This is a genomic window from Deminuibacter soli (assembly GCF_003412455.1).
Lineage (GTDB): Bacteria > Bacteroidota > Bacteroidia > Chitinophagales > Chitinophagaceae > Deminuibacter > Deminuibacter soli.
On sequence record NZ_QTJU01000003.1, the window covers coordinates 128,426 to 145,704 of the forward strand.

Below are 17,279 nucleotides of genomic sequence, written 5' to 3' on the forward strand. Positions count from 1 at the left end.
ATAACCTGCCATGGCGTAAGCCGCAAAGCCCGGATTAGCGCCGGAACTGCCATTTTTGCATTCATTGGTGCGATGGCATAATGATTGACCAACAAAACGGAAACCTGAATGTACTAACCTTAAAGTAGACTATTTATATGGGAAAAATTATCGGAATTGATCTGGGAACAACCAACAGCTGCGTAGCTGTTATGGAGGGTAATGAGCCGGTGGTAATCGCCAATGATGAAGGCCGCCGCACTACGCCGTCTGTGGTTGCATTCCTTAAAAATGGTGAGCGTAAAGTAGGTGATCCGGCTAAACGTCAGGCGATCACTAACCCGCACAACACCATCATGAGTGTGAAGCGTTTTATGGGCCGCCGTTACGACGAAGTGACTGAAGAAATCAGCCACTGGTCTTATAAAGTAGCCAAAGGTGACAATAATACTGTTCGTGTAGATATTGACGGACGTTTATATACCCCACAGGAAATCTCTGCGATGATTCTGCAGAAAATGAAAAAAACAGCAGAAGATTACCTGGGCCAGGAAGTAACAGAAGCGGTAATTACCGTGCCTGCTTACTTTAACGATGCACAACGCCAGGCAACCAAAGAAGCCGGTGAAATTGCCGGTCTCAATGTTCGCCGTATTGTGAACGAACCTACTGCTGCTGCCCTGGCTTATGGCCTGGACAAAGCACACAAAGAACAGAAAATCGCTGTATTCGACCTCGGTGGCGGTACTTTCGATATTTCTGTACTTGACCTGGGTGATGGTGTATTTGAAGTAAAATCAACCAATGGTGATACGCACCTGGGTGGTGATGACTTTGATAAAGTGATCATGGACTGGCTGGCTGACGAATTCAAAAAAGATGAAAACGTTGACCTGCGTAAAGACCCGATGGCGCTGCAGCGTTTGAAAGAAGCGGCTGAGAAAGCAAAAATCGAACTTTCTTCTTCTTCAGAAACAGAAATCAACCTGCCTTATATTACCGCTATCGACGGTGTGCCCAAACACCTGGTTAAAAAACTGAGCCGCGCCAAATTTGAGCAGCTGGCCGATAACCTGTTTGCACGTTGCCTGAAACCTTGTGAAGCTGCATTGAAAGATGCCGGCTACAATGCTGCTGACATCGATGAAGTGATCCTGGTGGGTGGTTCTACACGTATTCCTAAAGTACAGGAAATTGTAGAAAAATTCTTTGGTAAAAAACCCAACAGGGGCGTTAACCCCGATGAAGTGGTAGCCATTGGTGCTGCTATCCAGGGTGCGGTATTAACCGGTGAAGTAAAAGACGTATTGCTGCTCGACGTTACCCCGCTGAACCTGGGTATCGAAACCATGGGTGGTGTTATGACTACCATGATCGCCAGCAATACCACCATTCCTACCAAGAAAACCGAGATCTACTCAACAGCCAGCGATAACCAGCCTGGTGTGCAGATCCACGTTTTACAAGGCGAACGCCCGATGGCTGCGCAGAACAAAAGCCTCGGTATGTTTAACCTCGACGGTATACCACCGGCACCACGCGGTGTTCCTAAAATTGAAGTAACCTTCGATATCGATGCCAATGGTATCCTGCATGTAAGTGCAAAAGACCAGGGCACCGGTAAAGAACAGAAAATACGTATCGAAGCAGGCAGCGGCTTAAGCAAGGAAGAAATTGAAAAAATGAAAGCCGAAGCAAAAGCCAACGAAGCAACCGATAAGGAAGCACGTGAAAAAGTAGAAAAGCTGAACCAGGCCGACAGCCTGATTTTCCAGACAGAAAAGCAGCTGAAAGAGTTTGGCGATAAAATCCCTGCCGATAAAAAGGCACCGATTGAAGCTGCTTTAACCAAACTGAAAGAAGCACACAAAAACCAGGATGCTGCTGCTATCGACAGTTCATTGACAGAAATGAACAATGCATGGACAGCCGCCAGCGAAGAAATCTACAAAGCCCAGCAGGCAGCCGGTAGCGCACAGCCCGGTGATAATGGCAATGCAGGCGCAGCAAACGGCAATGCAGCTAACACAGGCGATACTGTTACCGATGCTGAATTTGAAGAAGTGAAGTAATAACAGCTTACTTATAAAAAAAGTCCCCGGCCATCTGGTCGGGGATTTTTTTTATCGAGAATCGACAGTCGACACATCGAGACTATCTCAGCGAATCAACAATGCATCCATTAGCCATTGTTTCCTCATTTTCAAACTTTCAAATTAGCACATTGATGTTAATACCCCTTCACCGATGCCTTTACCAGGGAATCCTGTTGTGGTAGGGTGAGGCGCTGGTAATGTGCCAGTGCGCCTTCCCAGTCGCCGTAGTTGGCGTTGGGTAATACAATAAATTTCTTCCCGAAATCAGCAGCGCTGGCAATGGTATTCTGCAGGCGTTCGGCTTCTTCTTTTTTGTCGAACAGGGCACTGAAATCGCCCAGGTTATCGCCAAGCAGCAGAATGATGTCGTGTGTTTGAGACAAGGCCTGCCTGCGCGGTTCCTTGCTTGAGCCTACGTTATCTGGCTTTAGTACCAGGTGCGCATTGTCGGCATAGGGAAAGCCATAGCGCTGCAGGTTTTGCAGGGTGGCTGTTCTTTCACTTTCAGCACGGTTGGTAATGTAAAACACTTCCACATTATGGGCTGCTGCATATTTGAAAAAGGTAACAGCACCGGCAAGCGTATCGGCAGCGGCCATGGCTGTCCATTGTGCCCAGGCAGCTGATTCATATACCTTGCCCTGCAAACCCTGGTGCACTGCAAACGGACTATTGTCCAACGCTGTTTCATCCAGGTCGGTAACAATTGCCCTGGGTTTGGCGGTTGACTGTTGTAAAGATTCATTCAAACGTAAGGTGGCAATATTGTACGCCTGGAAACAAAGCGCCTTGTATTCGGCTGCGCGCTGCTGAAACAGGGAGGTCCATAGCTTGCCATCAACGGTTACACCGGATTGGGTAGCAGTGGATGTTGTTTTATGTGCAGTGGAACAGGCAGCAAGCGCAATAAGGGCAGCGGAAAGAACGGTGTATTTTTTCATATCGGAAATGTTAAGGCCGCTAAAATAAGTACCGGCGGTGGATTGTGCAATATGGGTAACAATCGGGGAACTGTTTCTGGCAAGGTTATTGGATTTTTTCTTGCATCGTTAACTTATAAAACAAATGCAATGAGCGTACAAAAAGTTTTAATAGGAACATTGTCTGGCCTGGTTGCCGGTGTGGCCATAGGCTTACTTGTGGCGCCCGCATCAGGCGATGAAACCCGTCAGAAATTAGCAGATACGGCAGGAAACCTGAAACGCAAACTCCGCCGTCTGCGCGGCACAGCTGGCGATGAGCTGGATGAATTGAAAGACATTTTTGAACATGAAGTAGATGGCATGCGCGAAGATGTGCGTTCAAGGGTGCTTACCTTACTTGAAGCCAGCCGCAACAGCTACAACCACGTAAAAAACGGGGTAAAAGAGCAGCCTGCGGGTATTTAATGCAACAACTGAAGAATTTATTGAGACCCGGCAAAACAACCTGCCGGGTTTTTTATGCTTGTTCACCGACAAATTATTGAGTTACAGCTCTATTTGATTTGTCACAATTTTGTCATGCAACGTTTTTCCCTTAATTTCCAATTTCAAACCAAACGTATGTTACAACTGCATCGCAAAAAGATAATGGTCACGCTCGCATTGAGTGGATGTGTTTTACTGGGTGTGGCAGCTTACCGCCCTTACGAGCAGCCGCGCAAAAGAAATTTGAAAGTATTACCTGAAAATATCAGCCGTGACAGCCTTGATGCCATCATGGACGAATTTAAAGTATCACTGGGTGTTAAGTGCAGTTTCTGCCATGCACCGCGCGCAACTGATCCTTCCAAACTGGATTTCGGCAGCGATGACAAACCCGAAAAAGAAATTGCCCGTCACATGATGCGCATGACTGCCGACATCAACAAACAATATTTCAATTTCAAAAATTCCGACCGCCCGGACACGCTCCGCGCCGTAACCTGTAACACCTGCCACCACGGCGATGCACATCCCGAAGAAGCAGGCAAAACAGAAGCGCCGGCAAATACGAAATAAAATAAAAAAGCGCCTTAATACGGCGCTTTTTTATTAGCTGATAGCGATATGCTTTTAGCAATTAGCTTGTTTGTGCTAAACGCCTGCGGCGTATGAGCCAACACACTCGAAAACAGCTGCAAGCTTCAGGCGGTTAGCTGATAGCTTACTGGTTGTCACCTGCGGCAGAAGTGATACCAAACCCGATAACCGATAATTCGCTTCGATCAATCATACTCGCTCAGATCGTCTCGACTGTCGATTCTCGATTCTCGTCGGTTCTTCCACTCACGACTGACGACTGACGATTCTCGCTCTCCCTCACACTTCATGTTTCTTAAAACTCCTGTACGCCAGCAATGCACTTATCAGGGCAAGTGCTGCTCCGGCAAGGAAAGGAGCGCCGGGAAGCTGGATGGGAGCGTTGGGCGTGGTGAAAAAAGAGAACAGGTTGGTCATCATGAGCGGGCCAACGATAGCGGTTAAACTTACCAGGCTGGTAAGCGTGCCCTGCAGTTCGCCCTGTTCGTTGGGTGGAATTTTACCGGTAATTAAACCTTGTATGGAAGGGCCGGCAATACCGCCGAGCGCATAAATCACGATAAATGCAAACATCATCCAGCCCTTTGTAGCAAAGGCAAACAGCAGCATGCCGGTTGCATACAACAAAAGACCTACATACACACCGCGGTGCTGACCAATTGCAGGGATAATCACACGGATTAAGCCGCCCTGCACCAGCGCCACCATTAAACCCACAAAAGAAAGGGAAATACCTACCCATATTTTATCCCAGCCAAATTTGAGCATGCCGTAATAAGTCCAGGTGCTTTGCAATGCATGCCCGGCGATGTAAATTAACACCAGCGAAACAACCATGCTGCGGATGGCGGGGTACCTGGCGAGTACGAAAAACGAACCGATGGGATTAGCCCGCTTCCAGCTGAAAGGCCGCCTGTTTTCCCTGGATAAGGATTCGGGCAGTACAAAATAACCATACAGGCAGTTGCAAAGACTTAAACCTGCTGCCACAAAAAATGGTACCCGCAAACCCAGGTGCCCCAGGAAACTGCCGATGCTGGGCCCAATAATAAAACCCAGTCCGAATGCTGCGCCTACCAGTCCGAAATTCTGTGCGCGTTTTTCAGGCGTGCTGATATCGGCGATATAAGCGGTGGCGGTGGTAAAACTGGCGCCGGTAACGCCTGCAAGAATACGGCCTACGAATAACCAGCCGATGGTTGGCGCAAAACCCTGGAACAGGTAATCGATGCCGAACCCAAGAAGGGAAAGTAGCAAAACGGGTCGTCTCCCAAATCTATCGCTCAGGTTTCCCAAAATGGGAGCACAACTGAATTGCATAACAGCATAGGCAAACGTAAGCCAGCCATTGTATACAGCGGCTTTACTCAAATCGCCCTTGATCATATGTTCCAGCAGTTCGGGTAAAATTGGTATAATGATTCCCAACCCGGTAACATCAATCAGTATGGTGATGAAAATAAAGCCAAGGGCCGCCTCTTTCTTGGTTCGCATAACGCTGTAAAATTGGTTGCAAAGTAATGCGAAAACCTGCAAACCATCTGTTGAAACCTGTCAAACGTCAAAATAGGTTGACCGTTTGTTCAGGATACCTTTATTCTGTCAATAAGTTGATGATTGTTACTTTTTTATACTTTCAAAAAAAGATTATTGAAGCAGGTCGCTGCTATTTTATAATTTTAATTTATATGTTTCTTTCTCTGCCGACCTGCTTGTTATACTGAGAATATTTTCCCCATATCCGCCGTTCCTGGAAAATGAACAGCCTGAACTAGCCTTGCCGGGCATTTTATCCGGCCTTTGGCAAGCAAATTGACCACTAGGTGTCTTCAGCCTTAATCACAATAATTCTATGAATTTCAAACAAAGAATCGCCGCACACAAATTAGGTGTTCTTTTAACCAGAGACCTTATACAAACGGCAGCAACCGGAACTGAAGAGGGGTATAAATCAGGTATCCTTCACCAAATGGCCAGTGAAGGCCGCAACATGCACCCCTTGCAGCTGAGTGAGCTGTACACGGCAGCACTCAGCGAACTGGGTATAACAGAACCCATCGTTAAAGCAGCTTTATTGCGTTTATTACGGTATTATATACACAAAATGGTATACCAGCAAATGGATGTGGCCAAGGGATTTGCTTTGGTAGACAGTATGATGAACCTGACGGAGTATTTTTATCCTGACACCGGTTTGGAAGGAGCCTACGAACAATACACTGCCATAGCCGCTTACAGCAGTCCATGGTTTGAGCCGGATGATGCCGGCGGCCTGTCGCAGCAAGATGCGATTGACCATGCCAAGCAGGCCCTGTATGATGCGCTGCAACACTGGCTAAACACTACTGCCGTTTTATTCAGCAGTGAAGAATCATTGAGCGTGGCACATGCAGTAGCGGTATAGCCAATTCCCGATAAATACAACGTGCCGTGCCGGCGCGGGCTTTTGATAACACCTGATAATGTACATGAGAAAAGCCGGCAAGCTGTATTCGTACAAGCCTGCCGGCAATTTTATTTTAAACTTTCTCTTTATTACTCATACTTCAACACCTCTGCAGGCGTGGTGCGAATGGCTTTCATTACGCGCATGGAAATAATTACAATGGTTAACACAGCGGAGCAAATGGTTACAACAGGGAATACAAAGTAGGGCATGGGTATGCGGTATTCAAACTCGTTTAAAAAACTGCGCATGAGTACATAGGCGATAAACCAGGCAAACAGGTTAGCTACCAGCAGCAGACCCAGGAACTCGGCATTGAGCATCTGCAGAATATCGCCCAGCGATGCACCTACTACTTTGCGTATGCCGATCTCTTTCATTCTCCGTTTTAAATTATAGGCTACCAGTGCCAGCAGGCCCACCAGTGCAATAATGATGGTAACCACGGCAAACACGTACACTACTTTCTGCAGCCGGTCGTACAGGCCGATTACCTTGCTGAAACTGTTTTTTACGTTAGACATCAGGATAGGGTGGGCGGGCTCAACATTCTTCCACAAAGCGGTTACACTGCGCATGGTTTCGTTGATATAACGCTGGTCGCTTTTCAGCACTGCATAATAGGCGCTTTTGGCGTTGTTGTAAAAGATGATGGGTTCAATGCCTTTTTCAAAACCGAGTATCATAAAGTCTTTTACCACACCTACAATGCGGTACTGGTGCGGGTTGGGCTTGCTTGTTGAGGATACCCGATAAAAATCTTCGGTAACAAGCTGTCCAACAGCAGACCCTTTCATATTATACGCATGCACAAACGCTTCGTTTACGATAATTGATTGCGTGCTATCACTCGGCGTGGCTGCAGAAAAGTCGCGCCCGTCTATAATGGTTGCGCCCATGGCAGCAAAAAAGTCTCTGCTGATGTTGATAAAGCGAAGGTCTTTCTGCGCGCCCTGGTAAGAATACAATGTGTAGTTGCCCCCTTCATCTACGAAAGGCGCAAAGTCGGTAAAGCCCACTTTTTTTACATGCGGTATCTGTAACAGTTGCTGCTGCACATAATCGAAATGCGCGCCGGTGCTGTCTTCCTTGATTTGTATGTAAGTTACTTCTTCCGGCTTAAAACCAAGATCGTAGTGCTGCATAAAACTGGTTTGCCTGGATATAATAACCAGTGCAATGACAAATGTTACGGAGAATACAAACTGCAGGCTCAGTAAAAAGCGGCGTAGCAGCATGCCGCCGGTGCCGCGATCGAATATGCCTTTGAGCACCAGCACAGGTTTATAGCCGGAAAGATAAAAGGCTGGGTAAATACCTGCCAGCAATGTAACGGCAGCCAGGGTAAGCAATATCTTACTCACAAAACCCGGCTGTGTGCAGTATTTCAGCAATTTGATATCACTCCAGGTAAGTTGGTTGAATGCAGGCAGTAGCAATTCAACCAGTATAAAACTTACCAGCACGGCAAATGTGCATTGCAAGAGCGTTTCTATTAAAAACTGGCTGGTAAGACTGCCGCGCATAGCGCCCAGGGCTTTGCGTATGCCTATTTCTTTTGCCCGGCTGTCTGAATTGGCGATTGACTGGTTGGTGAAGTTCATGCAGGCTACCACAACAATTACAGCTGACAACAGCGACAACACAAAGAGCTGCATTTTTGCATGTTCCAGTGAGAGCGCCGGTACATTAATTACATCCAGTGCATCGTGCTTGGGGATGCGCATATACTGCTTGCGGTCATCAGGCCATTTGTACCAGCGTTTCAGAATATCATAAGCTGCATCAAAGTATATATTGGTGATTTTTTCAGCAAACAGTTTGGTATTGGTACCGGGTTTCAGCTTTACGAAGCAGTTGTAGGCAAAATTACCCCAGCCTGCCCAGCCGGGTACTTTAATACGCTTTAAAACACTGATGTCAATATTGGTGGGGCCTTTTGCGGGAGCCAGTATGCCGGTGACAATGTAATCCTGTGTTTCATCAAAGCGGATGGCTTTACCCATGGGATTTTGGTTGCCGAAGAATTTCTTTGCCACTTCTTCTGTAATCACCATGCTGTGCGGATCGTTGAGTGCTGTATTTCTGTTGCCTTCTTTCAGTTGCAATGGATATACCTCAAAGAAGGTGCTGTCAACGCTCACAATATCGCCCTGGTAAATGCGTATGTCGCCCACGCGCAGCAATTCTCCGCTGCTATTGGAATTAACCCTTGTTGCGGCCTCTATCTCCGGGCATTTCTGCTGCAGCAGGGGAATTAACAAAGGGGACAAGTCTTCATTCACCCGGTTTTTACTGTGTTCCTGTATACGTATTTCGTATACGTTTTTGAAACTGCTGTCCCATGCATCAAAGCTGGCGAGATGGGTTTGATACAGCAGCATCATAATAAATGCCGAGATGCCTACTGCGAGCCCGCCGATATTGGTAGTACTGTATATTTTGTTGTTGACAAGATTACGCCAGGCTATTTTAAGGTTGGTTCTGAACATGCTGTTAGTGGTTTGGTGCGTGCGGGATAACTGTAGTTGTGTTAAGCAATTAAACCAGTGCGGCGCTTACGTTCCTGTTGAATTTTTCCGTTACTATCTGCCCGTCTTTCATGTAAATTATCCGCTTGCTAAAGCCTGCATCGTGCTGCGAGTGGGTAACCATGATCACCGTAGTACCTGCATCATTTAAATCGCACAGCATTTCCATTACACCGTTACCGTTTGCACTATCGAGGTTGCCGGTTGGTTCATCAGCCAGTATCAGCCTGGGTTTGCCAATGAGTGCGCGTGCAATGGCTACACGTTGCTGCTGGCCGCCTGATAATTGTTTGGGATGATGCGCCGCACGGTGCGACAGGTTTAACTGCGCCAGTATTTTCGCCACACGTTCTTTACGTTCTGCTGCATCAACACCTGCATAATACAGCGGCAAGGCAATATTTTCAGTAACGGTAAGGCGGTCTATCAGGTTAAAGCTCTGGAATATAAACCCGATGTTCGCTGTTCTGAAAGCTGTTTTTTCTTTTTCACTAAGGCCATGCAATGCCTTGCCGTTAAAATGATATTCACCTGCTGCCGGTGCATCGAGCAGACCGATAATATTGAGCAAAGTGCTTTTGCCGCAGCCCGATGATCCCATGATGGTTACAAATTCGCCTGCCGCCACTTTCAGGTTAATGTTGGTGAGGGCGGCGGTTTCCACCCTGTCTGTACGGTAAATTTTACTTAACTGCCTGAGGTCAATCATGTGCGCTGTGCATTTTGCGCTTTATACCACCAATAAAATGCCTGTTCGTTTTATAATGTTTATTTAATTGATTATCAATGTTAATTTTAAGAATATCCCGCCGCAATTGTCCGCTATTGAACAATGGTTCTGTCCATTTCTGAACAATGCTTATTGTTCACGGGCAACGTTTTTAAAGAAATTGACAGTGCCATCGGGTAGCATCTGCACCACTATTTTTACGCCCTTTTTATCCAGTGCCAGGAAGTAAGATACTTTGTTGTTGCTGTGTGTATATTCGATGATTTCGGTGGGTGTATAACCTTTGTAGCGGCTGCTTAACTGCTCCAGTCCGGGTGCAGGCAACTGGTCAAGGGTAACTTTGTGTGAGCTGCCAATTTTGTCGCCGTTGCTATCGTAATAAGCGTTGAATTTTTCATTGTTTACGTAAAACTCTGCGCTGATATAATCATCAGTGGTGCGCCAGTTAACATTGGTAGCAGCAGGATATTCGGCTTTAAAACGTACACCGGCTTTGGCATTGCCGTCTGCTGCGGCAAATACAGCGGTAGTCATGGCTGCGATAAAGAGTGCAGAAAGGATAAGCTTTTTCATACAAGTTAATTTTGTGTTTGTATGAATGATCCGAAAGGGATGCCATAAATTTTCCCGGTTGTAATGTTTTGGTAGTCAGCAGAAATGGTTTAATTTCAGCCATTACGGTTGTTTCACAAGCGTACACCGGGTTGTTCGCTTTTGAAACATTGCCCTATTTATATTGAACTATAACTGTCTTATGAAGAAATTACCTGCCAATATTCTGGTGATTGATGATGATGTGGACATACTGGTATCTGCCAGGTTGCTGTTAAAACAATATTTCGCCAGCGTTACGGTTTGCGATAGTCCCAAGGAATTGAATGAGCTGCTCAGCAGGAACGACTTCGATATCATTATGCTCGATATGAACTACCAGAAGGGCGTAAATACCGGCAAGGAAGGTTTATACTGGCTGAAACATATACTCAGCATTAATCCCAAATACATTGTTGTACTGATGACCGCATATGGTGAAGTGGAGCTTGCTGTGGAATGTTTAAAAGCAGGCGCCACCGATTTTGTGCTGAAACCATGGAACGTGGAAAAGCTGATTGCCACCATGACCACCGCCTACAAGCTTAAAACCAGCAATACCAAACTGGAAAAAGCAGAGCAGGTGCAGGAGAAAATTCAGAAAGATATGCACCGCGGGTTTGACTTTGTAATGAGCGAGGCAGGAGAAATGCGCGAGCTGCTGGCTACCATCCGCAAAGTAGCGCCGACAGACGCCAATATACTGATACTGGGTGAAAACGGAACCGGCAAACAGGTAGTGGCCAGGGAAATACACCAGTTAAGTGAACGCGCAGGCGAAGTGTTTATGCACGTAGATCTCGGATCGCTCAGCAACCAGCTGTTTGAAAGCGAGCTGTTCGGTTATGCCAAAGGTGCGTTTACCGATGCGCGGGAAGACCGTGCAGGCCGTTTTGAATTGTGCAGCGGCGGCACCATTTTTTTGGATGAAATCGGCAACCTGCCATTACACCTGCAGGCCAAACTGCTGCATGTATTGCAGAACAGAACCGTTACCAGGCTGGGTGAATCAAAAGAGCGGAGTATAGATGTACGTTTGCTTTGCGCCACCAATATGCCGCTGGAGGAAATGGTGGGCAGGGGGGAGTTTCGTGAAGATTTACTGTACCGCATTAATACCGTTGAACTGCGCCTGCCGCCGCTGCGTAACCGTAAAGCAGATATACCGGTGCTGGTGCAGCATTTCCTTGCCAGCTATAACACCAAATACCGCAAACAATTAAGCGTAAGCAAAGATGCCATGGCTGCCATACTGCATTACCACTGGCCGGGTAATGTGCGGGAATTGCAACACGTGATAGAACGTGCCGTGATTATGGCAGAAGGAGAAGAGATCACGGAAAAAGATATCAGCATTAAACAGGTGCAGCAGACCATTAAAGTGCCTGTTGACAATCTTGACCTGGAAGAAATGGAACAGCTGATGATACGCAAGGCCCTCGACAAGCACAAAGGCAATATCAGCAAAGCCGCTACAGAACTGGGATTAACACGTGCAGCCCTGTACAGGAGAATGGAAAAGTTTAACTTATAAGCATGCGATTCTTAAAGTTGTTTCATATACAGATAGTGCTGCGCATTACCGGCATAGTTGTTTGTGTGCTGGGCGCCATATACCTGTGGTTAACGCACCGGTTGTATTTTTCTGCGGCAGGTGTGTTTATCCTGGCTGTGGTGCAGCTGTGGGCACTGATCCGTTATATTGAAGACATCAACAGCGAAGTGGCCTTGTTTATCACCGCTGTAAAAAACCGTGATAACGGTGTGTACTTTGATACCGCCAAATACGGCCCGCCGTTCTCTTTGCTGTTCAGCGCGTTTAATGATATCATTCAAACCCACAAAACCATTACCATTGAAAAGGAGGCTGTATTTCAGCTGATGAACAGCACGCTGGAGAAAGCGCCGTTTGGTATGATCGTGATTGAACAGCAGGCATTGTATGATGCAGACAACCGCCATCCTGTTTTGTTTATCAACAGTGCAGTAGAATCCATACTGCGCATGCCCCTGTACAATAGCTGGAACAGTATTGCCAAACAGCATCCGCAATTTGCAGCACAGGTAAAACTGCTGGCATCGGGCGGTAAACAGATTATCGAGAATTTCGGCGGAACAGATGCAGTAGTATCACTGGAAACACAGCTGATTTACGTAGAGCAGAAGCCTTTGCTCATTATCTCTTTCCAGGATATAAAAGCCGAGATGGAACAGAAGGAGATGGAGGCCTGGAGCAAGCTGATACATGTGCTTACACACGAAATACTCAATTCCATTACCCCCATTCATTCCCTGTCGTTTGCTATATCGCAGCTGCTGAATGAAAAGGGCGCAGCACTGGACGAAGAGGATGTAGATGATTTGAAGCTGGGTGCTGCCACCATACAAAAACGCAGCGACGGGTTGATGCAGTTTGTACGCGATTACCGTCATGTAGCAGCAGTGCCGGTGCCGGTATTGGAAACTGTAGCGGTTAACACACTGCTGCAGCAGGTGAAATACCTGATGCAGCCGCTGGCAGATAAAAAACAGATACAACTGGTTGCCGATACCATACATCCGCGTTATGCCATGCAGGCCGATGAAAAGCTGCTTGAACAGGTGCTGATAAACCTGGTTACCAACAGTATCCATGCCCTCGACGGGCGCCCCAATGGCCTGGTACAACTGTTGTTTACCCAAAGCCAGGGCATGTATACCATTGAGGTAAAAGACAATGGCAAGGGTATTCCGGCAGAAAATATGGATAAAATATTCGTGCCTTTTTTCACTACCCGCCCTACAGGAAGCGGCATCGGTTTAACGCTTTCCCGCAATATTATGAAACTGCACAATGGCTGGATTGAAGTGGAATCCAAAGAAGGTGTGGGTACCACATTCAGGCTGGTGTTTGCAGGGCAGGAGTAACAGCTGTTTAAAAGTTTCCCTGTTTAATTGTTCAGTGTGGGCATATTGAACTGTTGAACAATTAAACTTCTTCCCACCCCATCGTTAAATGTGTTTTAAACCATTCTGCCATTTCCTCTTGGATTGGTTTTTGTTTTGCATTGGTTAAAACAGCCTATGATAAACAGCAAAACACATGTAGAGGCATTGGTTGGCTGCATTACGGCCTGTACAGATTGCGCCGGTATTTGTGTGAATGAGGGGAAAATGCTCGACGGTTGCATGCGGCTGAGTATGCAATGCATCAGTATTTGCCAGTCGCTGATACAGTTTATTGCCACTGGCAGCAGCTTTGTTAAACAATTATCTGCCCTTTGTGCTGAAGTATGCATGGCCTGTGCAAAGGAATGCAGCAGGCACGATGAACCCGGATGCCGCCAATGCATGAATGCCTGTATGGATTGCGCCACAGTGAATAATAGTTTTGCCGCATCAGTATTGTAAACACTATAAAATATATAACCATGTCAACCGTGAATTACGCCGACAAAGTTTTTGTACGCACATTTACCCATGAGGGCAAGAAATTATACGCCAGCTTTCATCCGGAGGTTATTATTGACCGGGATGAATATGAAACCACAGGCCGTTATTTGGTGGTATTGCTGCATCCTACGTTGGGACTTGAATCTTTTTACCTGAATTATCATAACGAAGCACAGCGCTGGCTGATTGATGACAATGCGCCTGAAATAGTGGAAGACGAATTGCTGGAATGGCTGGGCAACCAGGTAGAAACACCCAAGGCTGCCTGATAAAAGAAACGCCACCCGGAAGGTGGCGTTGCCGTTTTATTCAGATCCCGAATTCTTTTAATTTATTGTACAGGGTTTTCCTGTCTATCTTCAGCAGCCTTGCTGCTTTTGCCTTGTTGTTGTTTACCCTTTGCAGGATGGATTTGATGATATTGTATTCGATACGTGCTGCCGTGCTTTTCAGCTCAAAGTTTTCTTCCAGCGACCGGTCAGACAGTTCTTCGATATTGATCATTTTTGCGTTGGCAATACCTGCGCCCTGCACCAGGTGTTGTATGCCGGGCATATGGGCAGTAATTTCAGCAGGCATCATGCTGCCGGTGAGTATATCGCCATCGCAAAGCAGGGCCATGCGGCGTATTACATTTTTCATTTCACGCAGGTTGCCCGGCCAGTTGTACTGCATAAAAATCTGCACCAGTTCATCGTCAAATCCTTTGATATTTTTACCCAGTTCTGCATTGGCATGTGCCAGGAAGAAACGGGCGAAATGCATCAGGTCGTCCTGGCGTTTGCGCAGCGGCGGTATATCGAGTGTGAACTCATTAAAGCGATGGTATAAATCTTCCCTGAATGTGCCGCGCTGGTAGGCATCTTTCAGGTTTTCATTTGAAGCTACTAAAATGCGCACATCTACGGATATTTCTTTGGTATCGCCGATGCGTTTGAATTTGCGTTCCTGAATTACTCGCAGCAGGCTGGCCTGTACATCGTAGGAGAGGTTGCCTATTTCATCAAGAAAGATGGTACCGCCATTTGCCATTTCAAAATGCCCCACTTTATCTGTTACAGCACCGGTAAATGAGCCTTTGATATGCCCAAACAATTCACTTGCGGCCAGTTCTTTCGACAGTGTGCCGCAATCGAGCGCTACAAAGGGCGCATCTTTTCTTTTGCTCAATGCATGAATATTACGGGCCATCACTTCTTTACCTGTGCCGCTTTCGCCATACAGGATAACGCTGTAGTTGGTAGGAGCTATCAGTTCTATCTGGCGTTTTAATTCCAGTGCAAGTGGTGAATTGCCTTTGAATATTTCTTCCGGCGGCGGGGCCGCTGCCGTACCGGCGTTTGCCTCTTTCTTTTCCCTGGTACCGTTGGAATAGGCGTGTGTATTGGGCTGGTTTAAAACCGCGATAATTTCATCGGGTATCAGTGGTTTAGTAATATAATCCAGGGCGCCGTTTTTAATGGCCTGCACAGCGATTTTCGTATCAGAATAACCGGTGATGATAATAAAGTGCACCTGCTCGTTAATGCTTTTGATTTCCTGCAAAACATCACAGCCATTTTTATCCCCCAGTTTAAAATCACAGATCACAATATTAAAATCGTTCTGCTCCCTGAATTTCTTAATGCCTGCTGCTGCGGAATAGGCTACGTCTGTGGCAAAGCCGTTCTTTTCCAGGAAGCCTGCAAGCAGTTTGCAAATCTGGATATCATCATCTATGATCAGAATTTTTTTCATTAAAACTCCTCTTGTTTGGTGGTTATATGGTTAGATAGCGGGAGGAGAGTTGAATAGCTTAAAGGCAAAGGTTGACGTATTGCAATCGGGAGGATGAATATAAAGATATTATTATTTCCCTAGCATTCCAACAGTTGCAAGGCCGCATTTTAACAAACAATTCAATGCCGGCGCGGCTTTGGCTGTGGTAGTTTTTCCCCAGACTGAAGCTTGGCTTTTATAAGCTGATATTGAATGGATATGACTATTTAAATTAATCCTTTGCAAAATCAAGCACCAGGTGAAACGTTGTGCCAACACCGGGTTTACTCACAACACTTATATCTCCCTTATGGTTTAAAATAATATTGCGGGTATTGGTTAATCCCAATCCGATGCCTTGTGTTTTGGTGGTAAAATACGGGTCAAACAACTTGTTCAGTGCTTCTTCTTCCATACCTGCACCATTATCGGTAACACTGATGGCGCAACGATGGTTTACCGTGCCTGTTTTCAGTATCAGCTCGCCGCGGCCCGCTTCCATGGCATCTATGGCATTGATGATAATATTCAGGAGGGCGATTTTCAGTTTCTCTTTGTCGGCCCATATTGCGCATACATGCTCCCCGTAATCCCTGATAACATTGATCTGCTTCAATTGCAGGCTGTTTTGTGCATTGTCAAGTGCTTCATCAATCAGTGTATCAATGTTTACTTTACTGAAATCCAGTTCCTGGAAACGGGTAGAATCAAGCAGGTCGGTGATCATCTGGTTAATGCGTTCAGAGCTGCTTTGTATAATCTGCAGCATGTCTTTGTGCTGCCTTAGTTCAACATCCTTTGCAAGATGTGCGGCAGCGAGGTTGATATTGGTTAACGGGTTACGTATTTCATGTGCAATGGTACGCGCTACGCGCCCTGTAGCAGAAAACTTTTCATTGCCGCGCAGGGTGCGTAATTCTTCATTCGCATGTTTAAGATCAATGATGCGTTTTTTTAGCTGTTCCTGGTAATTGAAAGTCTTCATGTCTGCCCGGTGTTTCGCACTGTTTTCCTTGTTGTAAATGAACAGTGAGTAGCTTACCAGCGTAATTACCAGCACCAGTGAGGTAATGTTTATTTTCTTTACCAGGTCGTTGTAATACATCAGCCGGTTCATTTTCTTGTCCAGCTCGGTTTCTTCAATGTCCTGGATCAGGTTGAGGTGACCGGTGATTTCATCTACAGTTTTGTTTTCCTGTTCACTGATGTCTTCCAGCTTTTCAGACACCTGGCCTGTATTGTTATAGGCGCTCATCCCTTTCCTTGCCAATGTAAATTCCTGTTGCAGCAATTGTTGTATGGTGCGCAGGTGTTCGGTGTAACTGGCGTTGTACGAAAGCGTACCCAGCAGGGCATGCAAACTGCTGTCTGCCTGCTGCCTGGAATAGTTGTATGGCTGCTGCCTGGTGCCGCCTGTTTTCAGGATATACCCCCTGTAAGAACTGCGCAGGTCTTTTACCGCAGCAGAAAACCCGGATAACTGCCGGATGATGGTATTGTTATAGTTCACCAGTTTTATCTGGCGCAACAGTTTATTGGTCGTAACAATGGATATCAAAAAGGCAAGGGCCAGTAACAGGAAACAGGCTACAAAGCCCGAGCGCACCCTGCTTTCAAGTTTAAACTTCATCTGTAGAATTCTTTATACAGTTATCAAAGCGTCATTATTGCCATGCAATTCATACTCAACCCGCTAAGTGTAATTTAAGGATG

General features: G+C 46.3%; 15 protein-coding genes. 8 read left to right on the forward strand and 7 right to left on the reverse strand.

Features of this window, described 5'->3' with window-relative positions:
* The first annotated feature begins 137 nt into the window (after positions 1-137).
* The gene (gene dnaK / locus DXN05_RS10845) at positions 138-2,051 is read left to right on the forward strand and encodes a molecular chaperone DnaK (RefSeq protein WP_116847277.1); all 1,914 of its coding nucleotides are present in this window, start codon (positions 138-140) and stop codon (positions 2,049-2,051) included.
* 158 nt (positions 2,052-2,209) lie between these two features.
* Here the strand turns inward: dnaK and DXN05_RS10850 are convergent, their stop codons facing one another.
* Complete coding sequence (locus DXN05_RS10850) at positions 2,210-3,016, reverse strand: 5'-nucleotidase, lipoprotein e(P4) family (RefSeq protein ID WP_116847278.1); 807 nt, start codon at positions 3,014-3,016, stop codon at positions 2,210-2,212.
* A 129-nt stretch (positions 3,017-3,145) separates the two neighbouring features.
* Between DXN05_RS10850 and DXN05_RS24660 the strand changes: the two genes are divergently transcribed.
* Complete coding sequence (locus DXN05_RS24660) at positions 3,146-3,463, forward strand: YtxH domain-containing protein (RefSeq protein WP_158559211.1); 318 nt, start codon at positions 3,146-3,148, stop codon at positions 3,461-3,463.
* 156 nt (positions 3,464-3,619) lie between these two features.
* On the forward strand, positions 3,620-4,057 hold the full coding sequence (locus tag DXN05_RS10860; protein ID WP_245975183.1) for a c-type cytochrome: 438 nt from the start codon (positions 3,620-3,622) through the stop codon (positions 4,055-4,057).
* A 300-nt stretch (positions 4,058-4,357) separates the two neighbouring features.
* On the opposite strand, the gene DXN05_RS10865 is transcribed toward DXN05_RS10860, so the two are convergent.
* The gene (locus tag DXN05_RS10865; RefSeq protein WP_116847280.1) at positions 4,358-5,572 is read right to left on the reverse strand and encodes a TCR/Tet family MFS transporter; all 1,215 of its coding nucleotides are present in this window, start codon (positions 5,570-5,572) and stop codon (positions 4,358-4,360) included.
* Between the two features lie 358 nt (positions 5,573-5,930).
* On the opposite strand from DXN05_RS10865, the gene DXN05_RS10870 reads away from it, so the two are divergent.
* Complete coding sequence (locus DXN05_RS10870) at positions 5,931-6,482, forward strand: hypothetical protein (RefSeq protein WP_116847281.1); 552 nt, start codon at positions 5,931-5,933, stop codon at positions 6,480-6,482.
* Positions 6,483-6,613: 131 nt separating this feature from the next.
* Here the strand turns inward: DXN05_RS10870 and DXN05_RS10875 are convergent, their stop codons facing one another.
* The 3 genes from DXN05_RS10875 to DXN05_RS10885 form a co-directional block, all read right to left on the reverse strand.
* On the reverse strand, positions 6,614-9,016 hold the full coding sequence (locus tag DXN05_RS10875; protein ID WP_116847282.1) for an ABC transporter permease: 2,403 nt from the start codon (positions 9,014-9,016) through the stop codon (positions 6,614-6,616).
* A 49-nt stretch (positions 9,017-9,065) separates the two neighbouring features.
* The gene (locus DXN05_RS10880) at positions 9,066-9,764 is read right to left on the reverse strand and encodes an ABC transporter ATP-binding protein (protein WP_116847283.1); all 699 of its coding nucleotides are present in this window, start codon (positions 9,762-9,764) and stop codon (positions 9,066-9,068) included.
* Between the two features lie 150 nt (positions 9,765-9,914).
* Positions 9,915-10,358: a hypothetical protein gene (locus DXN05_RS10885; protein WP_116847284.1), complete on the reverse strand. Its 444-nt coding sequence runs from the start codon at positions 10,356-10,358 to the stop codon at positions 9,915-9,917.
* A 181-nt stretch (positions 10,359-10,539) separates the two neighbouring features.
* Here DXN05_RS10885 and DXN05_RS10890 point away from each other — a divergent pair, with 181 nt between their 5' ends.
* From DXN05_RS10890 to DXN05_RS10905, 4 genes are all read left to right on the forward strand, one after another.
* Positions 10,540-11,910 (forward strand): sigma-54-dependent transcriptional regulator, encoded by a 1,371-nt coding sequence (locus DXN05_RS10890; RefSeq protein ID WP_116847285.1) that lies wholly within the window; start codon positions 10,540-10,542, stop codon positions 11,908-11,910.
* A gap of 2 nt (positions 11,911-11,912) precedes the next feature.
* Entirely contained in the window at positions 11,913-13,283 is a 1,371-nt protein-coding gene (locus DXN05_RS10895; RefSeq protein ID WP_116847286.1) for a sensor histidine kinase, read from the forward strand.
* 156 nt (positions 13,284-13,439) lie between these two features.
* Positions 13,440-13,766: a four-helix bundle copper-binding protein gene (locus tag DXN05_RS10900; protein WP_116847287.1), complete on the forward strand. Its 327-nt coding sequence runs from the start codon at positions 13,440-13,442 to the stop codon at positions 13,764-13,766.
* Between the two features lie 20 nt (positions 13,767-13,786).
* Positions 13,787-14,077 carry a hypothetical protein gene (locus DXN05_RS10905; protein ID WP_116847288.1) on the forward strand — a complete coding sequence of 97 codons (291 nt, stop codon included), beginning with the start codon at positions 13,787-13,789 and terminating at the stop codon, positions 14,075-14,077.
* A 40-nt stretch (positions 14,078-14,117) separates the two neighbouring features.
* Here the strand turns inward: DXN05_RS10905 and DXN05_RS10910 are convergent, their stop codons facing one another.
* Positions 14,118-15,545: a sigma-54-dependent transcriptional regulator gene (locus DXN05_RS10910; protein ID WP_116847289.1), complete on the reverse strand. Its 1,428-nt coding sequence runs from the start codon at positions 15,543-15,545 to the stop codon at positions 14,118-14,120.
* 253 nt (positions 15,546-15,798) lie between these two features.
* On the reverse strand, positions 15,799-17,196 hold the full coding sequence (locus tag DXN05_RS10915) for an ATP-binding protein (RefSeq protein WP_116847290.1): 1,398 nt from the start codon (positions 17,194-17,196) through the stop codon (positions 15,799-15,801).
* Between the last annotated feature and the right edge of the window lie 83 nt (positions 17,197-17,279).

Bases quoted from the DNA above. Each gene is read 5' to 3' on its own strand.
- DXN05_RS10885 (WP_116847284.1), bottom strand. From the start codon at position 10,358: ATGAAAAAGCTTATCCTTTCTGCACTCTTTATCGCAGCCATGACTACC.
- DXN05_RS10880 (WP_116847283.1), bottom strand. From the start codon at position 9,764: ATGATTGACCTCAGGCAGTTAAGTAAAATTTACCGTACAGACAGGGTG.
- DXN05_RS10875 (WP_116847282.1), bottom strand. From the start codon at position 9,016: ATGTTCAGAACCAACCTTAAAATAGCCTGGCGTAATCTTGTCAACAAC.
- DXN05_RS10915 (WP_116847290.1), bottom strand. From the start codon at position 17,196: ATGAAGTTTAAACTTGAAAGCAGGGTGCGCTCGGGCTTTGTAGCCTGT.
- DXN05_RS10850 (WP_116847278.1), bottom strand. From the start codon at position 3,016: ATGAAAAAATACACCGTTCTTTCCGCTGCCCTTATTGCGCTTGCTGCC.
- DXN05_RS10860 (WP_245975183.1), top strand. From the start codon at position 3,620: ATGTTACAACTGCATCGCAAAAAGATAATGGTCACGCTCGCATTGAGT.
- DXN05_RS10890 (WP_116847285.1), top strand. From the start codon at position 10,540: ATGAAGAAATTACCTGCCAATATTCTGGTGATTGATGATGATGTGGAC.
- DXN05_RS10900 (WP_116847287.1), top strand. From the start codon at position 13,440: ATGATAAACAGCAAAACACATGTAGAGGCATTGGTTGGCTGCATTACG.
- dnaK (WP_116847277.1), top strand. From the start codon at position 138: ATGGGAAAAATTATCGGAATTGATCTGGGAACAACCAACAGCTGCGTA.
- DXN05_RS10895 (WP_116847286.1), top strand. From the start codon at position 11,913: ATGCGATTCTTAAAGTTGTTTCATATACAGATAGTGCTGCGCATTACC.
- DXN05_RS10870 (WP_116847281.1), top strand. From the start codon at position 5,931: ATGAATTTCAAACAAAGAATCGCCGCACACAAATTAGGTGTTCTTTTA.
- DXN05_RS10905 (WP_116847288.1), top strand. From the start codon at position 13,787: ATGTCAACCGTGAATTACGCCGACAAAGTTTTTGTACGCACATTTACC.
- DXN05_RS10865 (WP_116847280.1), bottom strand. From the start codon at position 5,572: ATGCGAACCAAGAAAGAGGCGGCCCTTGGCTTTATTTTCATCACCATA.
- DXN05_RS10910 (WP_116847289.1), bottom strand. From the start codon at position 15,545: ATGAAAAAAATTCTGATCATAGATGATGATATCCAGATTTGCAAACTG.
- DXN05_RS24660 (WP_158559211.1), top strand. From the start codon at position 3,146: ATGAGCGTACAAAAAGTTTTAATAGGAACATTGTCTGGCCTGGTTGCC.